This is a genomic window from Aeribacillus sp. FSL K6-1121 (genome assembly GCF_038003725.1).
Lineage (GTDB): Bacteria > Bacillota > Bacilli > Bacillales > Aeribacillaceae > Aeribacillus > Aeribacillus composti.
On the sequence record NZ_JBBOPS010000001.1, the window covers coordinates 3783090 to 3803187 of the forward strand.

The following is a 20098-nucleotide window of genomic DNA, read 5'->3' on the forward strand; positions in this document are numbered from 1 at the left end:
ATGAAAAATGAACAGAAAATGGAAGGTTTCAAATATATATTTAATCATCGTATTTTTCATCTTATACGCTCCGATTTTCTACCTTATTTATTACTCGTTTAACAGCGGCGGAAAAATGCATCATTTTGAAAATTTTACGTTGGACTGGTATAAAGAAGTCCTGCAAAATGTGCGTCTGTTGATTATTGTACTGAATACGATTGTAATTGCTTTGCTTTCTGCGGCGATTTCAACGATCATCGGCGTTTTCGGTGCGCTCGCCATTTACTCCGTCAAAACAAGACGGGTGAAAAATACATTGCTTTCGTTAAATAATGTTCTATTAGTCAGTCCTGATGTCATCATCGGAGCTTCCTTTTTAATTTTGTTTACCATTGTCGGCATTCAGCTTGGTTTTATTTCTGTTTTGCTGTCTCATATCGCCTTTAGTGTGCCGATTGTCGTATTGATGGTATTGCCAAAGCTTCAGGAAATGAGCCCGACATTAATCGATGCGGCAAGAGATTTAGGGGCGAGCCAGTGGAATGTCATAACAAAAGTAGTAATTCCCTATATTACCCCTGGGATTTTTGCTGGATTTTTTATGGCTTTAACCTATTCTTTGGACGATTTCGCCGTTACATTCTTTGTTACTGGAAATGGTTTTTCCACTTTATCTGTTGAAATATATTCAATGGCTCGACAAGGCATTTCCCTTACCATTAATGCTTTGTCAACACTCATTTTCCTTTTAACGATTTTGCTTGTGATCGGCTATTATTTCATCACGCTGCGCTATAATCGTCCGGGAAGATTGGGGGGACGGAAATGAAAAAAATTGTGCAGATGTTTGCGATAGTATTTATCGCTTCGTTTGCCATCCTGTTTTTTATTGCGAGACTGAATGCATCTGAAGGCTACTCCGGTGATAATACCCTTACGATTTACAACTGGGGAGAATATATTGATCCGGAATTGATCGACCGTTTTGAAAAAGAAACAGGTATAAAAGTGATTTACCAAACATTTGATTCAAATGAAGCGATGATGACAAAAATTTCCCAAGGAGGAACAACATTTGATATTGCCGTCCCTTCTGAGTATGCCATTAGCAAAATGAAGGAAGAAGGTCTTCTTATTCCGATTGATCATTCGAAAATTCCTAATTTAAAATATATCAACCCCCGTTTTCTAAATTTATCGTTTGATCCGGGGAATAAATATTCCATTCCATATTTTTGGGGAACGGTCGGCATTTTGTATAATCCGGAAGCTCTCGGGGGAAAAAAGATCGACAGCTGGAATGATTTATGGGATAAAGATATGAAAAATCAAATACTTCTTGTCGACGGCGCCCGAGAGGTAATCGGAATGGGATTGAACAGTCTTGGTTACTCGTTGAATGATACGAACAAAGACCATTTGCTAGAAGCGAAAAAGAAACTGGATAAACTGACTCCAAACGTGAAGGCGATCGTTGGAGATGAAATCAAAATGCTGATGGCAAACGAAGAAGCAGGTGCCGCTCTCGTCTGGTCGGGAGATGCTGCAGATATCATGTGGGAAAATGAGAAGCTAGATTACGTGGTGCCGAAAGAAGGCTCTAATCTTTGGTTTGATAATATGGTTATTCCGAAAACGGCCAAAAACATAGAAGGCGCTCATAAATTTATCAACTTTATGCTAGACCCGAAAGTGGCTGCGCAAAATGCTGAATATGTCGGCTACTCTACTCCAAATGAAAAGGCGCTTGAATACTTGCCGAAAGAGATTTCTGAAGATGAGCGGTTTTACCCGTCCCCTGAATTAACGGATAAATTGGAAGTGTATGAAAACCTAGGGAAACGAATGCTTTCCTATTATAATGATTTATTTTTAGAATTTAAAATGCACTCGAAATAAAAGGAAACCATCGCCATCCTCAATTTGGGAGGCGATGGTTTTTTAATGATTTTTGCGAAATCTGATCTTTGAAGCAAGAACGAGCTGTTGTTGGAACATATACGGCATAAGCTACCCTTATGTACTGTAAAAATGGATGCATAGTAGATCTAATGGTATTTTGAAGGGGCAGCTGTTTGCAGCATAGAAAAAATGCGCATATGGGCTTTTAAAATCGAAAACAAGAATCGGCACTTTGCCGGTTTCTGCTCATCGCGCTCACCTTTAAAAGAGTTTGGTTATGAACATTTCCTTAGCTGCTGCCGCATCCTCCGCCGCAGCTGCTTCCGCAATTTGAACTGGAGCATCCTGAAGAAGAGCATCCGGAACCTCCTGAATGATCATTGGAATCGCTGAGTGCAGCCCCGCATGCATAAATAGAACCTCCGCTTGTCCCTGCATCCTTATTCAAAAGCTGCGACATTTTTTCTGTATAACTGTCCTGCTCGTACAGCGATAAAAATACCATAGCCGGCAGCAGCATCGAGTACGTATCGTCTGTTTTTATTTCCTTGCGGAGCGATTTGTTTTGCCGTTTCATTTCTTCTGCTTTTTCAATATCGTTTTTCAGCTGTTCAAGCAGCTTTGTTTGTAATGGTTTGATCGGGTCAAACGAACGAAAATATTTATCAAACAGTTTTTCGTCACTAGCTGAGCGAACTTCTTCCAAAAGTGTTTTGCTTAGCGGATTTTTTAAAAAGCCTCCCCACAGCTTCGTGCTGTTTGGATAGATTTCAAATAAGTGCAAATACATCCAATCAAAAAGGGCTCTTTCGTGAGGAATCGGTGTCCGTTCCACATTAGGGCTGTGATGCAGAAACGATCCAAAAAATTTTTTTGAAAAATTCTCGTATTCTTTCGTAAACATAATCATTTCATGCCATATTTCATCCACTTCATCGCTGAACATTGGAACTGATTTTAAAATTCCTGCCAACAAAAAATATCTTTTTAATTCAAATAGGCGCCAGTTAAAGTCCGTTTCGGTCCAATTAGGATGATTTGCTAACACTCTTTTCTTTACTTTTTCCATATATTCTGAGTTTAGAGAGTCTTCCAAACGAGAGATAATTGGCAGCCCTTCTGGAATGCGGCAGGCTAATTCTGTCGGGACAGCCTCTTGAACAAGCTTTAATGATCTTTTTTTCTTCGTTTTATTGATATTGACAACGATGAACATGATGAAAATACCAATGATCAATCCTACTAAAAGCTCAGTCATAATATCCCTCCACAACACTATATATATCTTATTATACTACTGGAATAGGAAATTTATAGAAACGATTTTCGTGAAACTTGAATGTTGTAAAATTTCAAAAATATCGTAAAATGGAAAGAGCAAAAAATTCCTATTTAATCATATAGAAAGGTTTTGGCGATGAACGTTCAAAAAATAAATATAGCAGGGAAAAAAGATCATATTATTTTTTTAACAGTTATCTTTTGCTTTTGGTTTTCCATTTATATTTATGTTCCAATCTTTGGGGTTTATTTAGAACATTTGCAGTTTGACTATTCACTTGTTGGCATTATTTTTGGCAGTTACGGCATCACCCAGATTTTGATTCGTTTGCCTCTTGGAGTTTTATCAGATTATTTAGGGCAAATGAGAAAAGGAATGCTTATAGCTGGTTTTTTTATGGCGTTTGCCAGCGGAATCCTGTTTCTTTTCTTTCAATCATTTATCCCGATTTTTATTGCAAGACTTCTTTCAGGAATTACCGCGTCGATGTGGGTAATGGCTACTACATTATACGCTCAATATTTTACGGAAAGTCAATCTTCCAAAGCGATGGGAATTCTCCAGTTTATGACGGTCGTTTCCCAATTTATTAGCATGGCTATCAGCGGGAAAATTGTAGAGTGGTTCGGCTGGGAAATGCCGTTTCTCATTGGGACCGTCATGGCTTTGATTGGTCTTATTCTTTCATTTCGCATTAAAGAAATCGGCGATAAGGTGAATCTTATTGATTTTAAATATATGAGTCAATTAAAATATGTTCTCGGCATCAAGCCGCTTTGGGGCATCTCAGCTTTATCGCTTGCCGGACACGGAATTTTGTTTATGACGATTTTTGGATTTACACCGGTTTATGTCTCGAAAATCGGATTTAGTGAGTCCGTGTTTTTTTGGGTCGTCACTTCCTTTTTTATTCCGCATGCAGTTGCATCATTGCTGCTTGCCTATTTTCCTGTTCGAAAGCAAAAACAACTGCTTTTGCTTTCATTTATTTTAAGCGGATTATTCCATCTTCTGTTGCCGTTGTCAAATTCGATTCTATGGATTTGCTTCATGCATATTTTCATAGGGTTTTGGCTTGGTTTTATTTTTCCGCTGCTGCTTGCGATGGTTATTCAAAGCTGTCAAGAAGCATATCGGACGACCGCAATGGGTTTTTATCAATCATTTTATGCAATCGGCATTTTCACTGGTCCGATGTTAGCGGGCTTTATTGCAGATCACATCGGTTTTTATGAAGTGTTTCTTGCAACCGGCCTGCTTGCCTTTGCAGCTGCTTTTCTGTCTTTATTCATTCCAAGCTCTCGCATGGAAAGGAAAGCGGAGCGAATCTCTTCGTAAAGAGATGAAGTGAAATACGAACATTTTTTCATATTAGCGTTGAATCATATATTGCTTGGGAATATGAATGACTTCTTATCATAAATGAAAATGGCTTGCTGTTTTTGTACGGAGAGATCAACGGTCTTTTTCATCTATGTATGTTGTTTTTTCAGTTTCCATTCGATAGCTTCCATAAGAACCTTTCAATTTGTAGCGGCTGAGCTATATTTGCTCAGCCGTTTTTTTCTGCCAATTTTTTTAACAACTTGTCAAAGAAAATAAACAGAACAACATGAAAAAAATAGTGGCTAATTGATAATAAACGAGGTTCATTGATTGATAGATCAACGGTTTCAAACTCTTTTATTAAAATTATTATAATTTACTATTGATTTTTAATTAAAATATGTTATCATATAGTTGTAATAATTAGAGAAATATTATTTTAAATTATGAGGTGATCGGTAAATGGGAGAGAATAAAAAGCTTACGACGAGCTGGGGTGCTCCTGTAGGGGACAATCAAAATTCGATGACAGCAGGCCATCGAGGTCCGACATTAATTCAAGACGTACATCTTCTGGAAAAACTAGCCCATTTTAATAGAGAAAGAGTTCCTGAACGAGTTGTTCACGCAAAAGGTGCCGGTGCTCACGGATACTTTGAAGTGACAAATGATATGTCAAAATATACGAAAGCGAAAGTCTTCAACGGAGTAGGTAAGCGAACACCAGTATTTGTCAGATTCTCAACTGTTGCAGGTGAGCTTGGCTCCGCTGATACGGTCCGCGATCCGCGCGGTTTTGCCGTTAAGTTTTACACAGAAGAAGGAAACTATGACATCGTAGGAAACAACACGCCGATTTTCTTCATTCGCGATGCGATTAAATTCCCTGATTTTATCCACACACAAAAACGCGATCCAAAAACACATTTGAAAAATCCTACTGCCGTATGGGATTTTTGGTCTCTATCGCCTGAATCATTGCACCAAGTAACTTATTTGATGGGAGATCGCGGAATTCCGGCAACATACCGTCATATGAATGGTTATGGAAGCCATACATTTAAATGGACAAACGAAGACGGGGAAAGCGTCTGGATCAAATATCATTTCAAAACTGACCAAGGTATAAAAAACCTTGATACGAAAACAGCTGTAAAAATTGCCGGAGAAAATCCGGATTATCATACAGAGGATTTATTCAATGCGATTGAAAACGGAGACTATCCTTCTTGGACGCTTTATGTGCAAATCATGCCGCTTGAAGATGCCAACACATACAGATGGGATCCATTTGACGTGACAAAAGTATGGTCTCACAAAGATTATCCATTAATTGAAGTAGGAAAATTAGTATTAAATAAAAACCCTGAAAACTATTTTGCAGAAGTTGAGCAAGCTGCATTCTCACCGGGAAACCTAGTTCCAGGGGTCGATGTATCGCCGGACAAAATGCTGCAAGGTCGTCTCTTTGCATATCATGATGCACATCGCTACCGCATCGGGGCAAACTATAACTCACTTCCAATCAACCGTCCGCGGGTTGAAGTGAACAACTATCAACGCGATGGATTTATGCGCTTTGACTCAAATGGCGGAGGCTCTGTATATTATGAACCAAACAGCTTCGGCGGTCCAAAAGAAACACCTGAAGCAAAACAAGCATCATACCCAGTATCAGGTGTTGCGGAAAACGTTCCTTATGACCATGATGACCATTATACTCAAGCGGGCGACTTATACCGTCTCATGAGTGAAGATGAAAGAGCACGCCTTATTGAAAATATTGTAAATTCAATGAAGCCAGTTAAGCTGGAAGAAATAAAACTCCGCCAAATCGGCCACTTCTACAAAGCAGATCCTGAATATGGAACCCGCGTTGCAGAAGGTCTTGGTTTGCAAGTGCCTGAAGAAGTAAAAAAAGGTTAATAAATATTTCATAGCTGGACGATCTCGGAAGGTTCAAACGAACTTTTCGGGGTCGTCTTAATTTTTGTCACTTTCGAAAAAATATTTGGAATTACAACCTGCTTGCTTGTGAATGCGTCAGCTTTCAAACAATAGTTGGAATTACCACACGTCCCATAAAAACATATAATTGCCCTTCTTTAATAGGGAAAAGTAAAAATAGTTAAAAAATTTTTTATAAAGTTGTATGATGGAAAATATAAATAGTTTCGTTCATACTTTTTGGAGGCTATGCTTATGAAAGAAGTGGTGTCTTTCTTAAAACCGTACCGCCTGGCGGTTGTTATTGCACTTGCTCTCATGTTAACAGAGCTGACAGTGGAGCTTGTCCAGCCTTTGTTTATGGCAAAAATTGTAGATGATGGAATTTTGAAAAGGGATTTATCAGCTGTCGTCCATTGGGGGCTGGTGATGGTTGGTGTATCGGCTCTTGCCTTTGCAGCAGGCATCATTAATTCATTTTTTGCGGCGCATGTCAGCCAGAGCTTTGGATTTGATATTAGAAAAGTTCTTTTTGGGAAAATTCAATCCTTTTCATTTGCGAACTATAATCAATTTTCCAATTCATCTTTCATTACAAGGATGACAAATGATGTCTCCCAAGTGCAAAACACAATTTTTATGGGACTTCGGATTATGCTGCGTGCTCCATTGTTGGTGATCGGCGGCGCGGTTATGGCTCTAGCAGTAAATTTTACATTATCCTTCATTCTCATCGTCATTCTTCCGTGCCTGATCTTTTTTCTTTTATGGGTGATGAAAAGAGCAGGATCGATGTTTCGAATCGTGCAAGAAAAGCTGGATACGGTGAATAAAGTCATACAGGAAAACTTGACGAATATGCGCTTAATCAAAGCTTTTTTGCGAAATGACTATGAAGTTAATCGCTTTCAGAAGGCGAACAAAGATTTAAAAGACCAAACAATTTTCGTGCTCCGCTTTATGGAAATCATGCAGCCTGTCTTGCTTTTTGTAATGAATGTAAGCATTTTAATTATTTTATGGGCGGCTCATGCTGGACCAAGTGAGGCAAAAGTAGGTGAAGTCGTTGCGATCGTCAATTATTCAACGAGGATCATTTCTGTTTTATCTATGCTGTCTTTTATTGTCTCTGGTTTTTCAAGGGCAAAAGCCTCCAGCTTAAGGATTTCGGAGGTGCTTCAAACAGAAGTAAAATTGACTGATGAGCTTGCCGAATCAAGTCATCAAATAACAGAGGGAAAAATTGAATTTCGATCGGTGTCCTTTGCATACCCGGATTCAGCCGTTAAGGTGCTTGATGATGTATCGTTTACGGTAAATGCTGGAGAAACTATGGCGGTGATGGGGGCTACCGGCTCCGGCAAATCGACTCTTTTCAATTTAATTCCGCGATTATATGACTTAGAAAAAGGAGTCGTTTATATTGACGGTTTCGATATACGTACGATCAAGCTTGAGCATTTAAGAAGGTCAATTGGAATGGTTCCGCAAGAATCGCTGTTATTCACTGGAACGGTAAAAGATAATATTTTATGGGGAAAAGAAGATGCTACTATGGAAGAAATCATTGCTGCTGCAAAGGATGCCCAAATACATGATACGATTTTAAAGCTCCCTCATGGATATGATACCCTTATCAGCCAAAAAGGCGTGAATCTTTCCGGAGGGCAAAAGCAGCGAATTTCGATTGCCAGAGCGCTTGTCCGAAAGCCAAAAATATTGCTGCTTGATGACAGCACGAGTGCTTTAGACTTAAAGACGGAAAGAAAACTGCTTCAAGCATTGATGAAATATCCATGTACGACCTTGATCATTACGCAAAAAATTGCAACAGCGATGGCGGCTGATAAAATTTTGCTACTAGAAAACGGAAAGGTGCTTGCGAAAGGAAGGCATGATGAATTAATACGCAGCGTTCCACTTTACCAAAAAATCTATGAATCACAATATGGAAAGGATGGCATCCGTCATGCTCAAAAGTCTTATTGAACCTTTCCGATATGAAAAACTAAAGCTGACAAATGAGTCAAAAGTGAAGAAAAGCTCTTCAAAAGTTAAAGACTGGAAAGGAACATTAAAAAGAATTTGGGGATATATGTCAGATCAAAAGGTTTTGTTTTTTTTCGTTTTGCTCATGGTTTTTATTAGCACAGTTTTAACAATCCTTGGGCCTTTTTTAGTAGGGAAAGGGATCGACATTTATATTGTAGAAAAAAGCGGAAATCACTTTTTCTTTTTTTTCGTCGTTCTTGTTTTAATCTATGCATTGCATTCCCTTTCCATTTGGCTGCAAAACATATGGATGATCAAAGTGGCGCAAAATACTGTGTATAAAATAAGATCCGATCTATTTCGCCAGTTTCATCTTCTTCCCATTTCTTTTTTTGATCAGAAAAAAACGGGAGAGCTGATGAGCCGAATGACCAATGATGTTGAAAACGTCAGCTCGACATTAAACAGCTCAGTGATTCAAATCTCATCCAGTGTTCTTACATTAATTGGTGTTGTTTCTGTTATGTTATGGATGAGCCCTTTTTTAACAATCATCACCTTAATAGTTGTTCCTTTATTGGTTGTAGGTATGAAATGGATTACCCGGCGGACTGGACAATTGTTTAAAGAGCAGCAGCGAAGTTTAGGAGAACTGAATGGATACATTGAAGAAACCATCACTGGTCAGCGAATTGTCAAAACTTTTTCACAAGAGAACCGGGTTATGCATGAGTTTTTAGAAAAAAATGAAAGGCTGCGGAGATCTTCATTTTGGGCTCAGACGATTTCCGGTTTTATCCCAAAGCTTATGCACGTATTAAACAATTTAAGTTTTACATTGATTGCAGGGTTCGGTGGAATCTTTGCTCTAAAAGGGTGGATAACCATCGGAACGATTGTTGTTTTTGCGGAGTACGCCAGGCAGTTTACACGGCCTTTAAATGATCTTGCCAATCAATTTAATACATTATTATCTGCGGTTGCCGGTGCAGAGCGGGTATTTGATTTGCTCGATGAGCAGGCAGAGGAAGCTGATTTTGGAGAATATGTACAATCCGCAAATATAAAAGGAGACATTGTGTTTGATCGAGTATCTTTTTCATACGGGGAAGAGAGCCAAACGATAAAAAATATTAGCTTTCATGTTTCTCCGGGAGAAACAGTTGCCCTTGTCGGTGCCACCGGCGCCGGAAAAACAACGATCATCAATTTACTGGCACGCTTTTATGAAGTAAATGAAGGGAGAATTTTGATAGATGGAAAGGATATTTCCAAATTAAGACGGAGTGAACTTCGTCAGGCAATGGGGTTTGTATTGCAGGATCCTTTTTTGTTTCACACGACAATTCGTGAAAATATCCGATACGGAAGATTAGATGCAACAGATGAGGAAGTGGAGGAAGCGGCAAAGCTAGCAAATGCTCATTCATTTATTAAAAACCTACCTGATCAATATGATACAATCATTAACGAAGGTGGAACGAGCATCAGTCAAGGTCAAAAACAACTTCTTTCAATTGCGAGGGCGATTTTAAAAAATCCGTCCATTTTATTGCTGGATGAAGCGACAAGCAGCATTGACACTGTAACAGAATTAAAGATTCAAGAAGCGCTGGAGAGGCTGATGAAGGGGAGAACAAGCTTTGTGATCGCTCATCGGCTGAATACGATTAAAAAAGCAGATCAAATATTTGTTATCCAGGATGGTCGCATTGTGGAAAAAGGATCTCATGATGAATTGCTGGAAAAAGAGGGATTTTATTTTGATTTAGTCACAAACCAGCTAAAGCCGCAATTAAAAACGAAAGACATGTTGTCAGAAATAAAGGATCATATATAATGAATATAATCACTTTACTTTGTTAAAAGGGGAAACAGTATGAAATTAGTAGCTATTGATTTAGACGGGACATTGCTATCTTCCAATTTATCCATATCAGAAGAAAATCTTACAGCTATTCGGGAAGCACAAAATGAGGGAAACATCATCATGATTTGCTCCGGCAGGGCGCCTGAGAGTATTCGTGAACTGCTGGACGAATATGATTTTGCATGTCCATTTGCAGCAAGCAATGGAACAGTTGTCGTAATCGAAGGAGAAAAGCCGAAATACATTTCAATGAACAAACAAAACATGTTGGAAGTAGCCGAAATTTTGGAGAGTTATGGTGTGCCGTATAAACTTTATACAAATGATGGTATTTGGATGCCGGAAGACTGGAGCGCCAAAGTTCGCTCTGCTCTGCAGTCGAATCCGGAGCTGGCAAAATGTTTGCTTGAATCTGAGTACAAACAGTTTATCGAGCAGCCAAAAAGGACCGACAATAATCGATACTTTCGTCATATACAAGATGTTATAAACCGCGGTGATTTATCGGTCCAGAAGTTTTTTATTTTGCAATTTAATCAACATACTAGAAAAGAAATTATGGAACAATTAGAAAACATTGCTGGGATTGCGGTTACGACATCAGGTGACTACAACATTGAAATAATGGATGAAAAGGGAAATAAAGGATACGGATTAAAAGCTGTTGCCAAGCACTACAATATCCCATTGGAACAAACGATTGCGATTGGTGATAATTTCAATGACGTTCCAATGCTGGAAGCTGCAGGGCTTTCCGTTGCAATGGGGAATGCCGAGCCTGAGGTGAAAGAAATGTGCGATATCGTGACGAGGACAAACGATGAACACGGTGTCGCCCATGCTATTCGACAATTTGTGCTGTAAATGGTTTATGGATGCAAAGGGGTGTCTAATAAGTCGTTTTTACGGCTTATTGACGCCCCCTTTAATGTTTTATAAACGTTGATATATCGACGTTTATAATTTTTTGTTTACGATAGGGATTTGACTTTCTGGATAGCTCCTTTCATTTTATTTACTATTGAAAACTGCGGCGGTGCGGCTTCTTTGAGGCGGGCAATAAAAAAGTGTGATGAAATTATTTTTATTGTTTCGCTAGTTCTGTCTGCCATACTTTTTTTAACATAGCTGTTTCGTCACACGATGGAAGTTTCGGACAATTGATGCAATCCTTCCACATTTTTTGCGGGAGAGATTGCTTGTCAACGATATCGAATCCTAATTTGGTAAAAAACTCGATTTGATACGTTAAGGCAATCAAATTTTCAATTTCCAACCTGTTTGTTTCATAAATGATTTGTTTTACGAGCTCTTTTCCGATGCCTTTTCCGGTATGGTCAGGGTCAACGGCCAGCGAGCGGATTTCAGCCAAATCTTTGTCTAAAATATGCAAGCTGGCAACGCCAGCCACTGCTCCGCCTTCATCTGCAACATAAAAATTTTGTAAATTCTCATAAATAGATGCGTACGTTCTGCTGAGCAGCTTTCCTTCCAATGCATAGTGTTTAATTAATTGATAGATGGCATCTGTATCGCTCATAGTCGCTCTTCGAATGTGCATGTATACTCCCTCATTTAATCGAATGAATAATTATAAGTAAAACAAAATATTTATTCATATATATTATCGGTATGAACATTATTTTGTCAATAAAAAAATCAAACAATTTATAATTATGCAAGTTCATCAAATGTTTAAACATTTTCTGTAAGTAAAATTTTGGCGGGAGAAAATATTTGATAAGAGGATTTTACTACATGGAAGCTAGTATTCAATGAAATTTATGGTAAAAAATAGATGTTTACAAGAGAGGTTTAATCTTCTTCATCCATCAAATTGTGGACAAATTCAGACATTTTTTCTTAATTTATTGAAAATGAGTCTTATTCTTATTATAATTGATAACGAATCTCATTATTAATTTATTACGGAAAGAGTTAAAAAATGAAAAAACGATATTTGATCATTGCTCTCATTATCCTTTCAATTGCATCGATTTTTATCGGAGTAAACGATATTAAACCAACTGATATATTCAATTTGACAGATGAACAAATACAAATTTTGATCATCAGCAGAATTCCGCGCGTCATTAGCATTATTATTGCAGGAACGAGTATAAGCATTGCCGGTCTTATTATGCAGCAGCTGAGCAGAAACAAGTTCGTTTCCCCAACTACGGCAGGAACAATGGATTCCGCCAGATTGGGGATTTTAGTTGCGATCATGGTTTTTGCAGACGCTAGTCCGATTCAAAAAATGATTGTCGCTTTTGCTTTTGCACTTTTAGGAACATTTATCTTTATGAAAATATTAGAAAAAATTAAATATAAAGATACTATTTTTGTTCCTCTAGTCGGGCTGATGTTCGGCAATATCATTGGATCTATCACTACTTTTTTTGCATACAAAAATAATTTGATTCAAAATGTTTCCTCATGGCTGGAAGGAGATTTTTCGTTAATTTTAAAAGGTCAATATGAATTATTGTACGTCAGTATTCCTTTTGTATTAATTGCATACTTGTATGCGAATCAATTCACTGTCGCTGGAATGGGAGAGGAATTTTCGAAAAATTTAGGCTTGAATTATAAACAAGTTGTCAATATCGGACTTGTTATCGTAGCTTTGATCACTTCATCTGTTGTATTGACGGTTGGAACCATTCCGTTTCTAGGTCTTGTCGTTCCGAATATTGTCGCCATATACAATGGAGACCATTTGAAAAAGAATTTGATTCATACCGCTTTGCTCGGTGCTGTTTTCGTTATGTTTTGCGATATTTTAGGGCGAATCATTATATATCCGTACGAAATCTCGATCAGCTTAACCGTCGGTGTTATCGGCAGTGCCATTTTTGTTTACTTACTTATGAGGAGAAAAGCATATGGGTTATAGAGCGAAAATAACATCTCTTCTAGTGGTCGCAGTCCTTTTAATTATCACCTTTTTGTTCATCGACCTCGGCAAAAATTGGGATTATGCATTGCCGCGCCGTTCGGTGAAGATGCTGGCGGTTATTATTACAAGTGTAGCAATTGGTTTTTCAACGTTAGTATTTCAAACGATTACAAACAACAGAATTTTAACTCCGAGCATTTTAGGTTTAGATTCTTTATATATGCTTTTGCAAACCATGCTTGTCTTTTTATTTGGTTCAACACATGTTGCGATGATCGATAAAAATATTAACTTTGCGCTTTCCTTGTTCTTTATGATGCTGTTTGCACTGATCTTTTACAAATTCCTTCTTCGAGGCGAGGGTCAAGACATTTATTTTCTTCTTCTAATTGGACTGATATTCGGAACATTATTTAACAGCTTGACTTCTTTTATGCAAGTGCTGATAGATCCTAACGAATTTCTAATTGTGCAGGACAGAATGTTTGCCAGCATCAATAACGTGAATACGGATTTGCTGTACTTGTCGATTGCCGTTATGCTGCTGGCGGGTCTTTATTCACTGAAATATGCCAAATATTTAGATGTGCTGGCACTTGGAAGGGAGCATGCGATTAATCTCGGCATTGATTACGATCATGTTGTCAAAAGGCTTTTGATCATTGTGGCTGTTTTCGTTTCGATTTCGACAGCTTTAACCGGTCCGATGACGTTTTTGGGCCTTCTCGTGATTAACGTGGCAAGGGAATTTTTAAACACATATAAACATAGTGTTTTAACGATCGGGACCGTTCTTTTTTCCATCATTGCGTTGGTTGGCGGTCAGCTATTGGTCGAAAGAGTGTTTACATTTTCAACTACGTTAAGTGTTGTCATTAATTTTGTTGGAGGGGTTTATTTTATTTATCTTCTATTAAAGGAGAATCGATCATGGTAGAAGTAAAAAATGTTTCAAAACAGTACGGAAACAAATTTGTAGTAAAAGGCGTCTCGCTGAAAATTCCGAAACAAAAAATCACAGCCTTCATCGGCCCAAACGGAGCTGGAAAAAGCACACTGCTATCAATGATCAGCCGATTAATAAAAAAAGATGAAGGAGAAATATTGATTGACGGAAAAGAAATTGGCGCATGCAAAAGCAACGATTTGGCGAAAAAAATTTCGATCTTAAAGCAATCAAACCACATTAATCTTCGCTTAACAGTCAGGGAACTTGTCTCTTTCGGCAGATTTCCGTATTCAAGCGGAAGATTAACAAAAGAAGATCAAAGGCATGTGGATGAAGCGATCCGTTACATGGGGCTTGAAGAGATTGAACATAAATTTCTTGATCAGTTGAGCGGAGGCCAAAAGCAGCGGGCTTTTATCGCTATGGTGATCGCGCAGGATACCGAATATATTTTGCTTGATGAGCCATTGAACAATTTAGATATGAAGCACTCTGTGCAAATTATGAAAATGCTAAGAAAACTTGTCGATGAGCTTGGAAAAACAATTGTCATTGTACTGCACGATATCAATTTTGCATCGGTGTATGCCGATTATGTAGTTGCAATGAAAGATGGAGAACTCGTACACGTCGGGCCAACTGATCAAGTCATAGATCGTTCTGTCTTAAAAGACGTATATGATATGGATATAAACATCCAGCAAATAAACAATTGCAAAATATGTGTGTACTTTTCTTAAGAAGGGTAGTATGGATGGAGGCATTTTGATAAACATCTCAGCAGAAGGAAGAGCTGTCAGCTCTTCCTTACAAAGAATTCGAAATGATAATGATTTTCTTATTCAATTGCGAGATGTTTAAAGAATTGCCGACATCATTTAAAAAATATACAGGGGGTAATTTTTATGAAAAAGTTTTTAGTTTTTCTCATTGCTTCTTTGATGGTTTTTGTTGTTGCAGCTTGCGGCTCGAACGGGTCAACTAGCGGCGAAGGTGAAAAAAATGACACGAAACAGGAGTCAGAAGAACTGACGATTAAGCATCAGCTTGGCGAAACAAAAGTGAAGAAAAATCCAGAAAAAGTCGTCGTTTTTGATTTTGGTGCTCTTGACACATTGGATAAGCTTGGCGTTGAAGTGGCAGGTGTACCGAAGGATAACCTTCCATCCTATTTAAAAGACAAATACAGTGACGATAAATATGAAAATGTCGGCGGTTTAAAAGAACCGGATTTTGAAAAAATCAGTTCGATTGAGCCTGATTTGATCATTATTTCCGGAAGACAATCAGAGGTTTATGAAGAGTTTGAGAAAATTGCACCAACCATCTTTATGGGTGTTGATACAACGAAATATTTAGAGTCATTCCATGAAAATGTGAAAACACTTGGAAAAATTTTCGGTAAAGAAGAGGAAGCTGAAAAAGAACTGGCAGCAATCGATGAATCGATTAAAAAGCTAAAAGAAAAAGCAGAAGCGTCTGGAAAAAATGCATTAGTTATTTTAGCCAATGAAGGGAAAGTCAGCGCATATGGACCGAAATCTAGATTTGGACTCATCCATGATGAATTTGGAATTAAAGCTGTAGATGAAAACATTGAAGTTTCTACACACGGACAAAGCATTTCATTTGAATATATCGTTGAAAAAAATCCTGATTACTTATTTGTGGTAGACCGCGGTGCTGTTGTAGGCGGCCAATCATCTGCAAAACAAACAGTAGAAAATGAATTAGTGAAAAAGACAAATGCCTACAAAAACGGCAATATTGTGTACTTAGATCCTAACTACTGGTATTTATCCGGCGGCGGATTGATTTCGGTTGCTGAAATGGTGAAAGAAGTGGATAATGCGATCCAATAATTTTTCAAAAGGGAGCTGAAAACAGCTCTCTTTTTTCATATGCACCCGGGCATGGGTGTAATCTCTAGGGAGAAAGTCCAGAGCTGCGAAAGCAAAAGTAGCAGTTAGCTTAACGCAAGGGTGTCCGTGGTGATGTGGAATCTGAAGGAAGCGGGCAGCAAACTTAGGGTGTCTCTCGAAACACGAACTTCATATGAGGCTAGTTGCCATTGGATGAAACAAAGTCCTTTCTGTCGAAGATGGTACAGAGTAAATGAAGCAGACAGGTGGAAGGAAAGACTGTACCCTTACCCAGGGAGGTATGACCGACATGTCGAATTGATTAGTATGTGCTTGAACGTCTCAACCTTTTCGATAAAAGAAACAGACGCAAGAAACACATACATATGCCGAAAGTCATAGACAAGGTCAACATTTGATTATGAGACTCGCAAGTTAGACACCGTGAGAAGGCATTACAAAAAGCCAATACCTTGCTACATAGTATTGGCTTTTAATCATTGATGAAAAATGAAGTGAATAGACTCTCATCTCCTTCTAACTTAAATTCTTTTTCTTTTTTGAAGTTATCAAGATTATAAATTTGTATCTTTGTGCCGTCTGATGTAATAAATTGATCTTCATGAATATATGATACATAGTTTTCAATTTCTGTAGTAAATACATCAATTTTAGAAGAATTTAAATGAAGTTTCGCAATTTTCTTTTCCGTGGGTTCTCGTTGTATATCTCCTTGTGTGATAAAGATATGATCTTTGTGTACATGCATATCACTCAAGGATTTGAACGGAAGGGTAATCTTTTCAATTTTCTTGTTCATCAAGTTTATTTTTATTAATTCATTTGACTGATTGTCTTTTCCATCTGATGTTTTTACTAGGAAAAGATCGTTGTCAACGAGCTCCATATCTGATGAATACATCATATCGTCTATTTTTATTGTTTCAATTAAAGATAGATCTTTTTTATTGATTACATTGATAATACCGTAAATATCATCTGGATTGGAGTGTATAAAGGTTAATACATATAATTTGTCTGAATGTTCAATCATATGAATGGCTTGCCCCTTGAGCTCAGTGGATGCGACCTGTTTTCCTGTTGCTATATTTGTTTTGGCAAGATCAGAGGAAGTGAGATCTCCCCCAGACATGTAAGCAAACTCCTTATCAACAGTCCAAACTGTGGGAGCAATTTTTTCTTCGTTAGGAATTTCTTTAATCTGCAAATTACTTTTATTTAACTCTAACTCAACTTTCTCACAGTAAATTGGATTTCTAAGCCTTACGGTTAATGGGTTTGTTGGTTGTTTCGAATACTTCTTGACATAAAAATTTGCAAAAAAAAAACACCTCAACTTTTGGTATAGTTTAATTGTCCAGAAAAAACATTACCAAAAGCAGGTGAGGTGTCTCTTATTATGATAACGAATAACAGACTGAACAATCAACTACCAAAAGAAGTAAAAGCTATATTTGATGAACTTGAAATCTTAAAATATTTAAGGAAAGTGGGAATTAACAAGGGTTTCGGTTATTCCTGCGCCTATTTATTCCAGCTAGTTTTTAGTTTAGTTTTTGAAGGCAAAAATTTGTTTCGACTTCTTCAAAGTAAAAAAGCTAAAGATTTGCCGGAAAAAAACGCTATTTATCGCTTCTTAAATAACCCTCAATACAATTGGCGCAGGTTTTTACTTGTTTTGAGTACTTTCACCATTATGAAGGTAAGTAGTTTAACGAGACACGACCGTCCGAAAGTGCTGATCGTGGACGACTCATCTTATGAACGAAATCGCAGTAAAAAGGTTGAACTGCTTGCTCGCTGTTTCGATCATTCTTCTCAAAAAATGCGTTATTACAAAGGATTTCGTATGCTTACACTCGGCTGGTCAGATGGTGCTACATTTTTGCCTATTGATTTTGCTTTATTAAGCTCTACGAATTCCCAAATCAATGGGATTGATAACCGAATCGATAAGCGTACATCCGGTTATAAGCGGCGTGTCGAAGCTTTACAAAAAGCGCCGGAAGTTATTCCCAATATGATTAAACGGGCACTTTCTCAAGGAATCGATGCCTCATACGTTTTAATGGATACATGGTTTACCCAACAGCCTTTGATCAAGTCCATTGTGGATCAAGGGTTGGATGTTATTGGAATGGTGAAGGATACAAAACAAAGATATCAAGTGAACGGTGAATGGGTGAGCCTAAAAAAACTATACCAAACAGCTAAACCATCACAACATCAAAAGGGTATTTTGCGCTCTATTCACACAACGATGGCAAATGGCGTACCTGTTAAAGTGGTATTTGTCCGTAATCGTAATAAAAAGAGACAGTGGCTAGCTATTTTGAGTACAGACTGTACTTTATCGGATCAAGAAATCATTCGTATTTATGGGATACGTTGGGATATTGAAGTATTCTTCAAAACAGTCAAATCCTTATTGAAACTCCAAAAAGAGTTCCAAGGAAGATCTTATGATTCCATGATCAGCCATACCACTATTGTGTTTACAAGGTACATTGTTTTGTCTTGGCAAAACCGAGTAAGTACAGATTATCGAACATTAGGCGGCATTTTTTATGAACTTTGTGATGAAATCGATGAACTAGATTGGGCCTTTGCACTTCAACTACTCATTGAAATTCTTGAAGATGCACTTCAAAATGTAAATCAAAAGATTAAAAAATTCATCGAAAGTCAATTACGTAAATGGATTGTAGTTTTGCCTAATTATATCAAGGCTTATTTACCAAAATTGAGCTGCGAAAGTTGAGACTCTAATATAAATTCATTTGTGTTGTATTTAGATTGTGGATTAGCGTAATATACTTTATTATTCATATGAATAGGTCTTTCCATAAAAGCTCCAAGAGGCATTCCTCTGTATTTCGTTTTATGTTTTGAAAGAAACTTTCCTTTTTCATTGTACAGGTGTATAACTGCTTTCTCAAACATATCTGTATAAATCACTGCATATTTGTAATCTTCGATGTTTTTTGTTTCCGTTGAGAAGCATCCTTGTAAAAAGATCATGGAGGATAACAAACAGATAAAGATCATTTTGTATCTGTTTGTTATCGTTTTAAAAAGGTTCATTTGTTAAACTCCTTTAGTATAAATGATATACGTGTGAGAAGAGTTAACTAAATCAATTGGAAATACGATTCCTCCGCCATGATTTAAGTTTAAACCTGTAGTATACTTATATGCTTCATATACTAATTGCGAACAATAAAATTTTTTTGTAGTGTTGATATTCGTAAATTCCCAATTATAAGGTTTTCCTTTGTGTGAATACGCTCTGTCTGCAGCTTTTGCATCTTGAGCGACAGTTGTTCCCTTTGTCGTTACCGCATAAACAGTTTTATATTTTGTATTCCAATTATTTTTGAATGTTTTCACTCCTTCTTTTGGGAAAGATTCAACTGTTGATGTTTCTGAGTATATGATTCCTGCATGCCCTACTAGAGAACCAAATTTTCCATCTTTAGTTACTAATATAACTCCTTTTCTTTTTGGATATGATGCTGCTGCTAACGCTTGAAAATTATTAGCTTTAAAATTATAAGATGATGAATTTTTATCAGGTTGAACTAGTTCTGGGTCAGATTCGATCTCTTTCTCCACTCTTTCAAAAGTTTCTAACTGTTGTTGGACTATGTCCTCAGAAGAAGTAGAATTTGCATGAGATACAGATGGCAAAATTACCGATAACATGCATAAAGACAAGACTGTACTCAATACTTTTCCAATTTTCCCTTTATTAAGAATTCTCCTCCTCTGTTAATAAAGTATTAGGAAAAAATTCCTTTTCATTTTCATTATATTTTAAATTCCACTTTTTTCAACTTAAATTTGGTAAATTAGTAAAATATTTCTGGTAAATAGAATAATAGATGAACATAGAAAATGGAGATCCTTTTTGCAGATAAAGTTAGCCAAAAACAACAACGGCACTTATTAATGCAGAAAGCCAGGTGTGCTTTTCCTATAATCCCGTCTACCGCTAACATACAAAAACATTGAAATTCCATAACGGCTCTAACTCTACTTCCATAAAAAAGTTGCCCACAAA

At 37.4% G+C, this 20098-nt stretch carries 17 protein-coding genes; 12 read left to right on the forward strand and 5 right to left on the reverse strand.

Translation table 11 applies throughout. The features are described from left to right. Window positions 1-7: 7 nt before the first annotated feature. The gene (locus tag NSQ61_RS18365; RefSeq protein WP_066250016.1) at window positions 8-811 is read left to right on the forward strand and encodes an ABC transporter permease; all 804 of its coding nucleotides are present in this window, start codon (window positions 8-10) and stop codon (window positions 809-811) included. Between the two features lie 14 nt (window positions 812-825). Then, window positions 826-1881 carry an ABC transporter substrate-binding protein gene (locus tag NSQ61_RS18370; protein ID WP_395994391.1) on the forward strand — a complete coding sequence of 352 codons (1056 nt, stop codon included), beginning with the start codon at window positions 826-828 and terminating at the stop codon, window positions 1879-1881. Between the two features lie 292 nt (window positions 1882-2173). Here the strand turns inward: NSQ61_RS18370 and NSQ61_RS18375 are convergent, their stop codons facing one another. Then, a complete protein-coding gene (locus NSQ61_RS18375) occupies window positions 2174-3142 on the reverse strand; it encodes a hypothetical protein (protein WP_340807836.1) in 969 nt (322 codons plus the stop codon). A gap of 159 nt (window positions 3143-3301) precedes the next feature. Here NSQ61_RS18375 and NSQ61_RS18380 point away from each other — a divergent pair, with 159 nt between their 5' ends. From NSQ61_RS18380 to NSQ61_RS18400, 5 genes are all read left to right on the forward strand, one after another. Next, window positions 3302-4504, forward strand: coding sequence for an MFS transporter (locus NSQ61_RS18380; protein ID WP_066250011.1), 1203 nt, complete (start codon window positions 3302-3304; stop codon window positions 4502-4504). Between the two features lie 450 nt (window positions 4505-4954). Further along, on the forward strand, window positions 4955-6418 hold the full coding sequence (gene katA, locus NSQ61_RS18385; protein WP_117017086.1) for a catalase KatA: 1464 nt from the start codon (window positions 4955-4957) through the stop codon (window positions 6416-6418). 276 nt (window positions 6419-6694) lie between these two features. Further along, on the forward strand, window positions 6695-8428 hold the full coding sequence (locus NSQ61_RS18390; RefSeq protein WP_340807838.1) for an ABC transporter ATP-binding protein: 1734 nt from the start codon (window positions 6695-6697) through the stop codon (window positions 8426-8428). Further along, on the forward strand, window positions 8409-10271 hold the full coding sequence (locus NSQ61_RS18395; RefSeq protein WP_339230049.1) for an ABC transporter ATP-binding protein: 1863 nt from the start codon (window positions 8409-8411) through the stop codon (window positions 10269-10271). Before NSQ61_RS18390 ends, NSQ61_RS18395 begins: the two co-directional genes overlap by 20 nt. A gap of 39 nt (window positions 10272-10310) precedes the next feature. After that, entirely contained in the window at window positions 10311-11165 is an 855-nt protein-coding gene (locus NSQ61_RS18400) for a Cof-type HAD-IIB family hydrolase (RefSeq protein WP_311066527.1), read from the forward strand. Window positions 11166-11385: 220 nt separating this feature from the next. Here NSQ61_RS18400 and NSQ61_RS18405 read toward each other — a convergent pair whose 3' ends face one another. After that, window positions 11386-11862 (reverse strand): N-acetyltransferase, encoded by a 477-nt coding sequence (locus NSQ61_RS18405; RefSeq protein ID WP_063386801.1) that lies wholly within the window; start codon window positions 11860-11862, stop codon window positions 11386-11388. Between the two features lie 384 nt (window positions 11863-12246). On the opposite strand from NSQ61_RS18405, the gene NSQ61_RS18410 reads away from it, so the two are divergent. The 4 genes from NSQ61_RS18410 (at window position 12247) to NSQ61_RS18425 (ending at window position 16014) form a co-directional block, all read left to right on the forward strand. Next, window positions 12247-13200, forward strand: a complete 954-nt coding sequence (locus tag NSQ61_RS18410; RefSeq protein WP_063386800.1) for an ABC transporter permease — start codon at window positions 12247-12249, stop codon at window positions 13198-13200. Then, window positions 13190-14140: an iron chelate uptake ABC transporter family permease subunit gene (locus NSQ61_RS18415; protein ID WP_066249998.1), complete on the forward strand. Its 951-nt coding sequence runs from the start codon at window positions 13190-13192 to the stop codon at window positions 14138-14140. The genes NSQ61_RS18410 and NSQ61_RS18415 overlap by 11 nt, the downstream gene beginning before the upstream one ends. Then, window positions 14134-14892, forward strand: a complete 759-nt coding sequence (locus NSQ61_RS18420; protein WP_063386798.1) for an iron ABC transporter ATP-binding protein — start codon at window positions 14134-14136, stop codon at window positions 14890-14892. Before NSQ61_RS18415 ends, NSQ61_RS18420 begins: the two co-directional genes overlap by 7 nt. Window positions 14893-15057: 165 nt before the next feature. Beyond that, window positions 15058-16014: a siderophore ABC transporter substrate-binding protein gene (locus NSQ61_RS18425; protein WP_066249994.1), complete on the forward strand. Its 957-nt coding sequence runs from the start codon at window positions 15058-15060 to the stop codon at window positions 16012-16014. Between the two features lie 493 nt (window positions 16015-16507). Here NSQ61_RS18425 and NSQ61_RS18430 read toward each other — a convergent pair whose 3' ends face one another. Then, window positions 16508-17242, reverse strand: coding sequence for a hypothetical protein (locus NSQ61_RS18430; RefSeq protein ID WP_340807843.1), 735 nt, complete (start codon window positions 17240-17242; stop codon window positions 16508-16510). A gap of 192 nt (window positions 17243-17434) precedes the next feature. Between NSQ61_RS18430 and NSQ61_RS18435 the strand changes: the two genes are divergently transcribed. After that, complete coding sequence (locus NSQ61_RS18435; protein WP_094245809.1) at window positions 17435-18796, forward strand: IS4 family transposase; 1362 nt, start codon at window positions 17435-17437, stop codon at window positions 18794-18796. Here NSQ61_RS18435 and NSQ61_RS18440 read toward each other — a convergent pair. Together NSQ61_RS18440 and NSQ61_RS18445 are read right to left on the reverse strand one after the other, a co-directional pair. Continuing rightward, window positions 18766-19119: a hypothetical protein gene (locus tag NSQ61_RS18440; protein WP_340807845.1), complete on the reverse strand. Its 354-nt coding sequence runs from the start codon at window positions 19117-19119 to the stop codon at window positions 18766-18768. The two genes, NSQ61_RS18435 and NSQ61_RS18440, sit on opposite strands and share 31 nt — an antisense overlap. Before the next feature lie 3 nt (window positions 19120-19122). Then, window positions 19123-19764, reverse strand: a complete 642-nt coding sequence (locus NSQ61_RS18445; RefSeq protein ID WP_340807847.1) for a YiiX/YebB-like N1pC/P60 family cysteine hydrolase — start codon at window positions 19762-19764, stop codon at window positions 19123-19125. Window positions 19765-20098 lie beyond the last annotated feature (334 nt).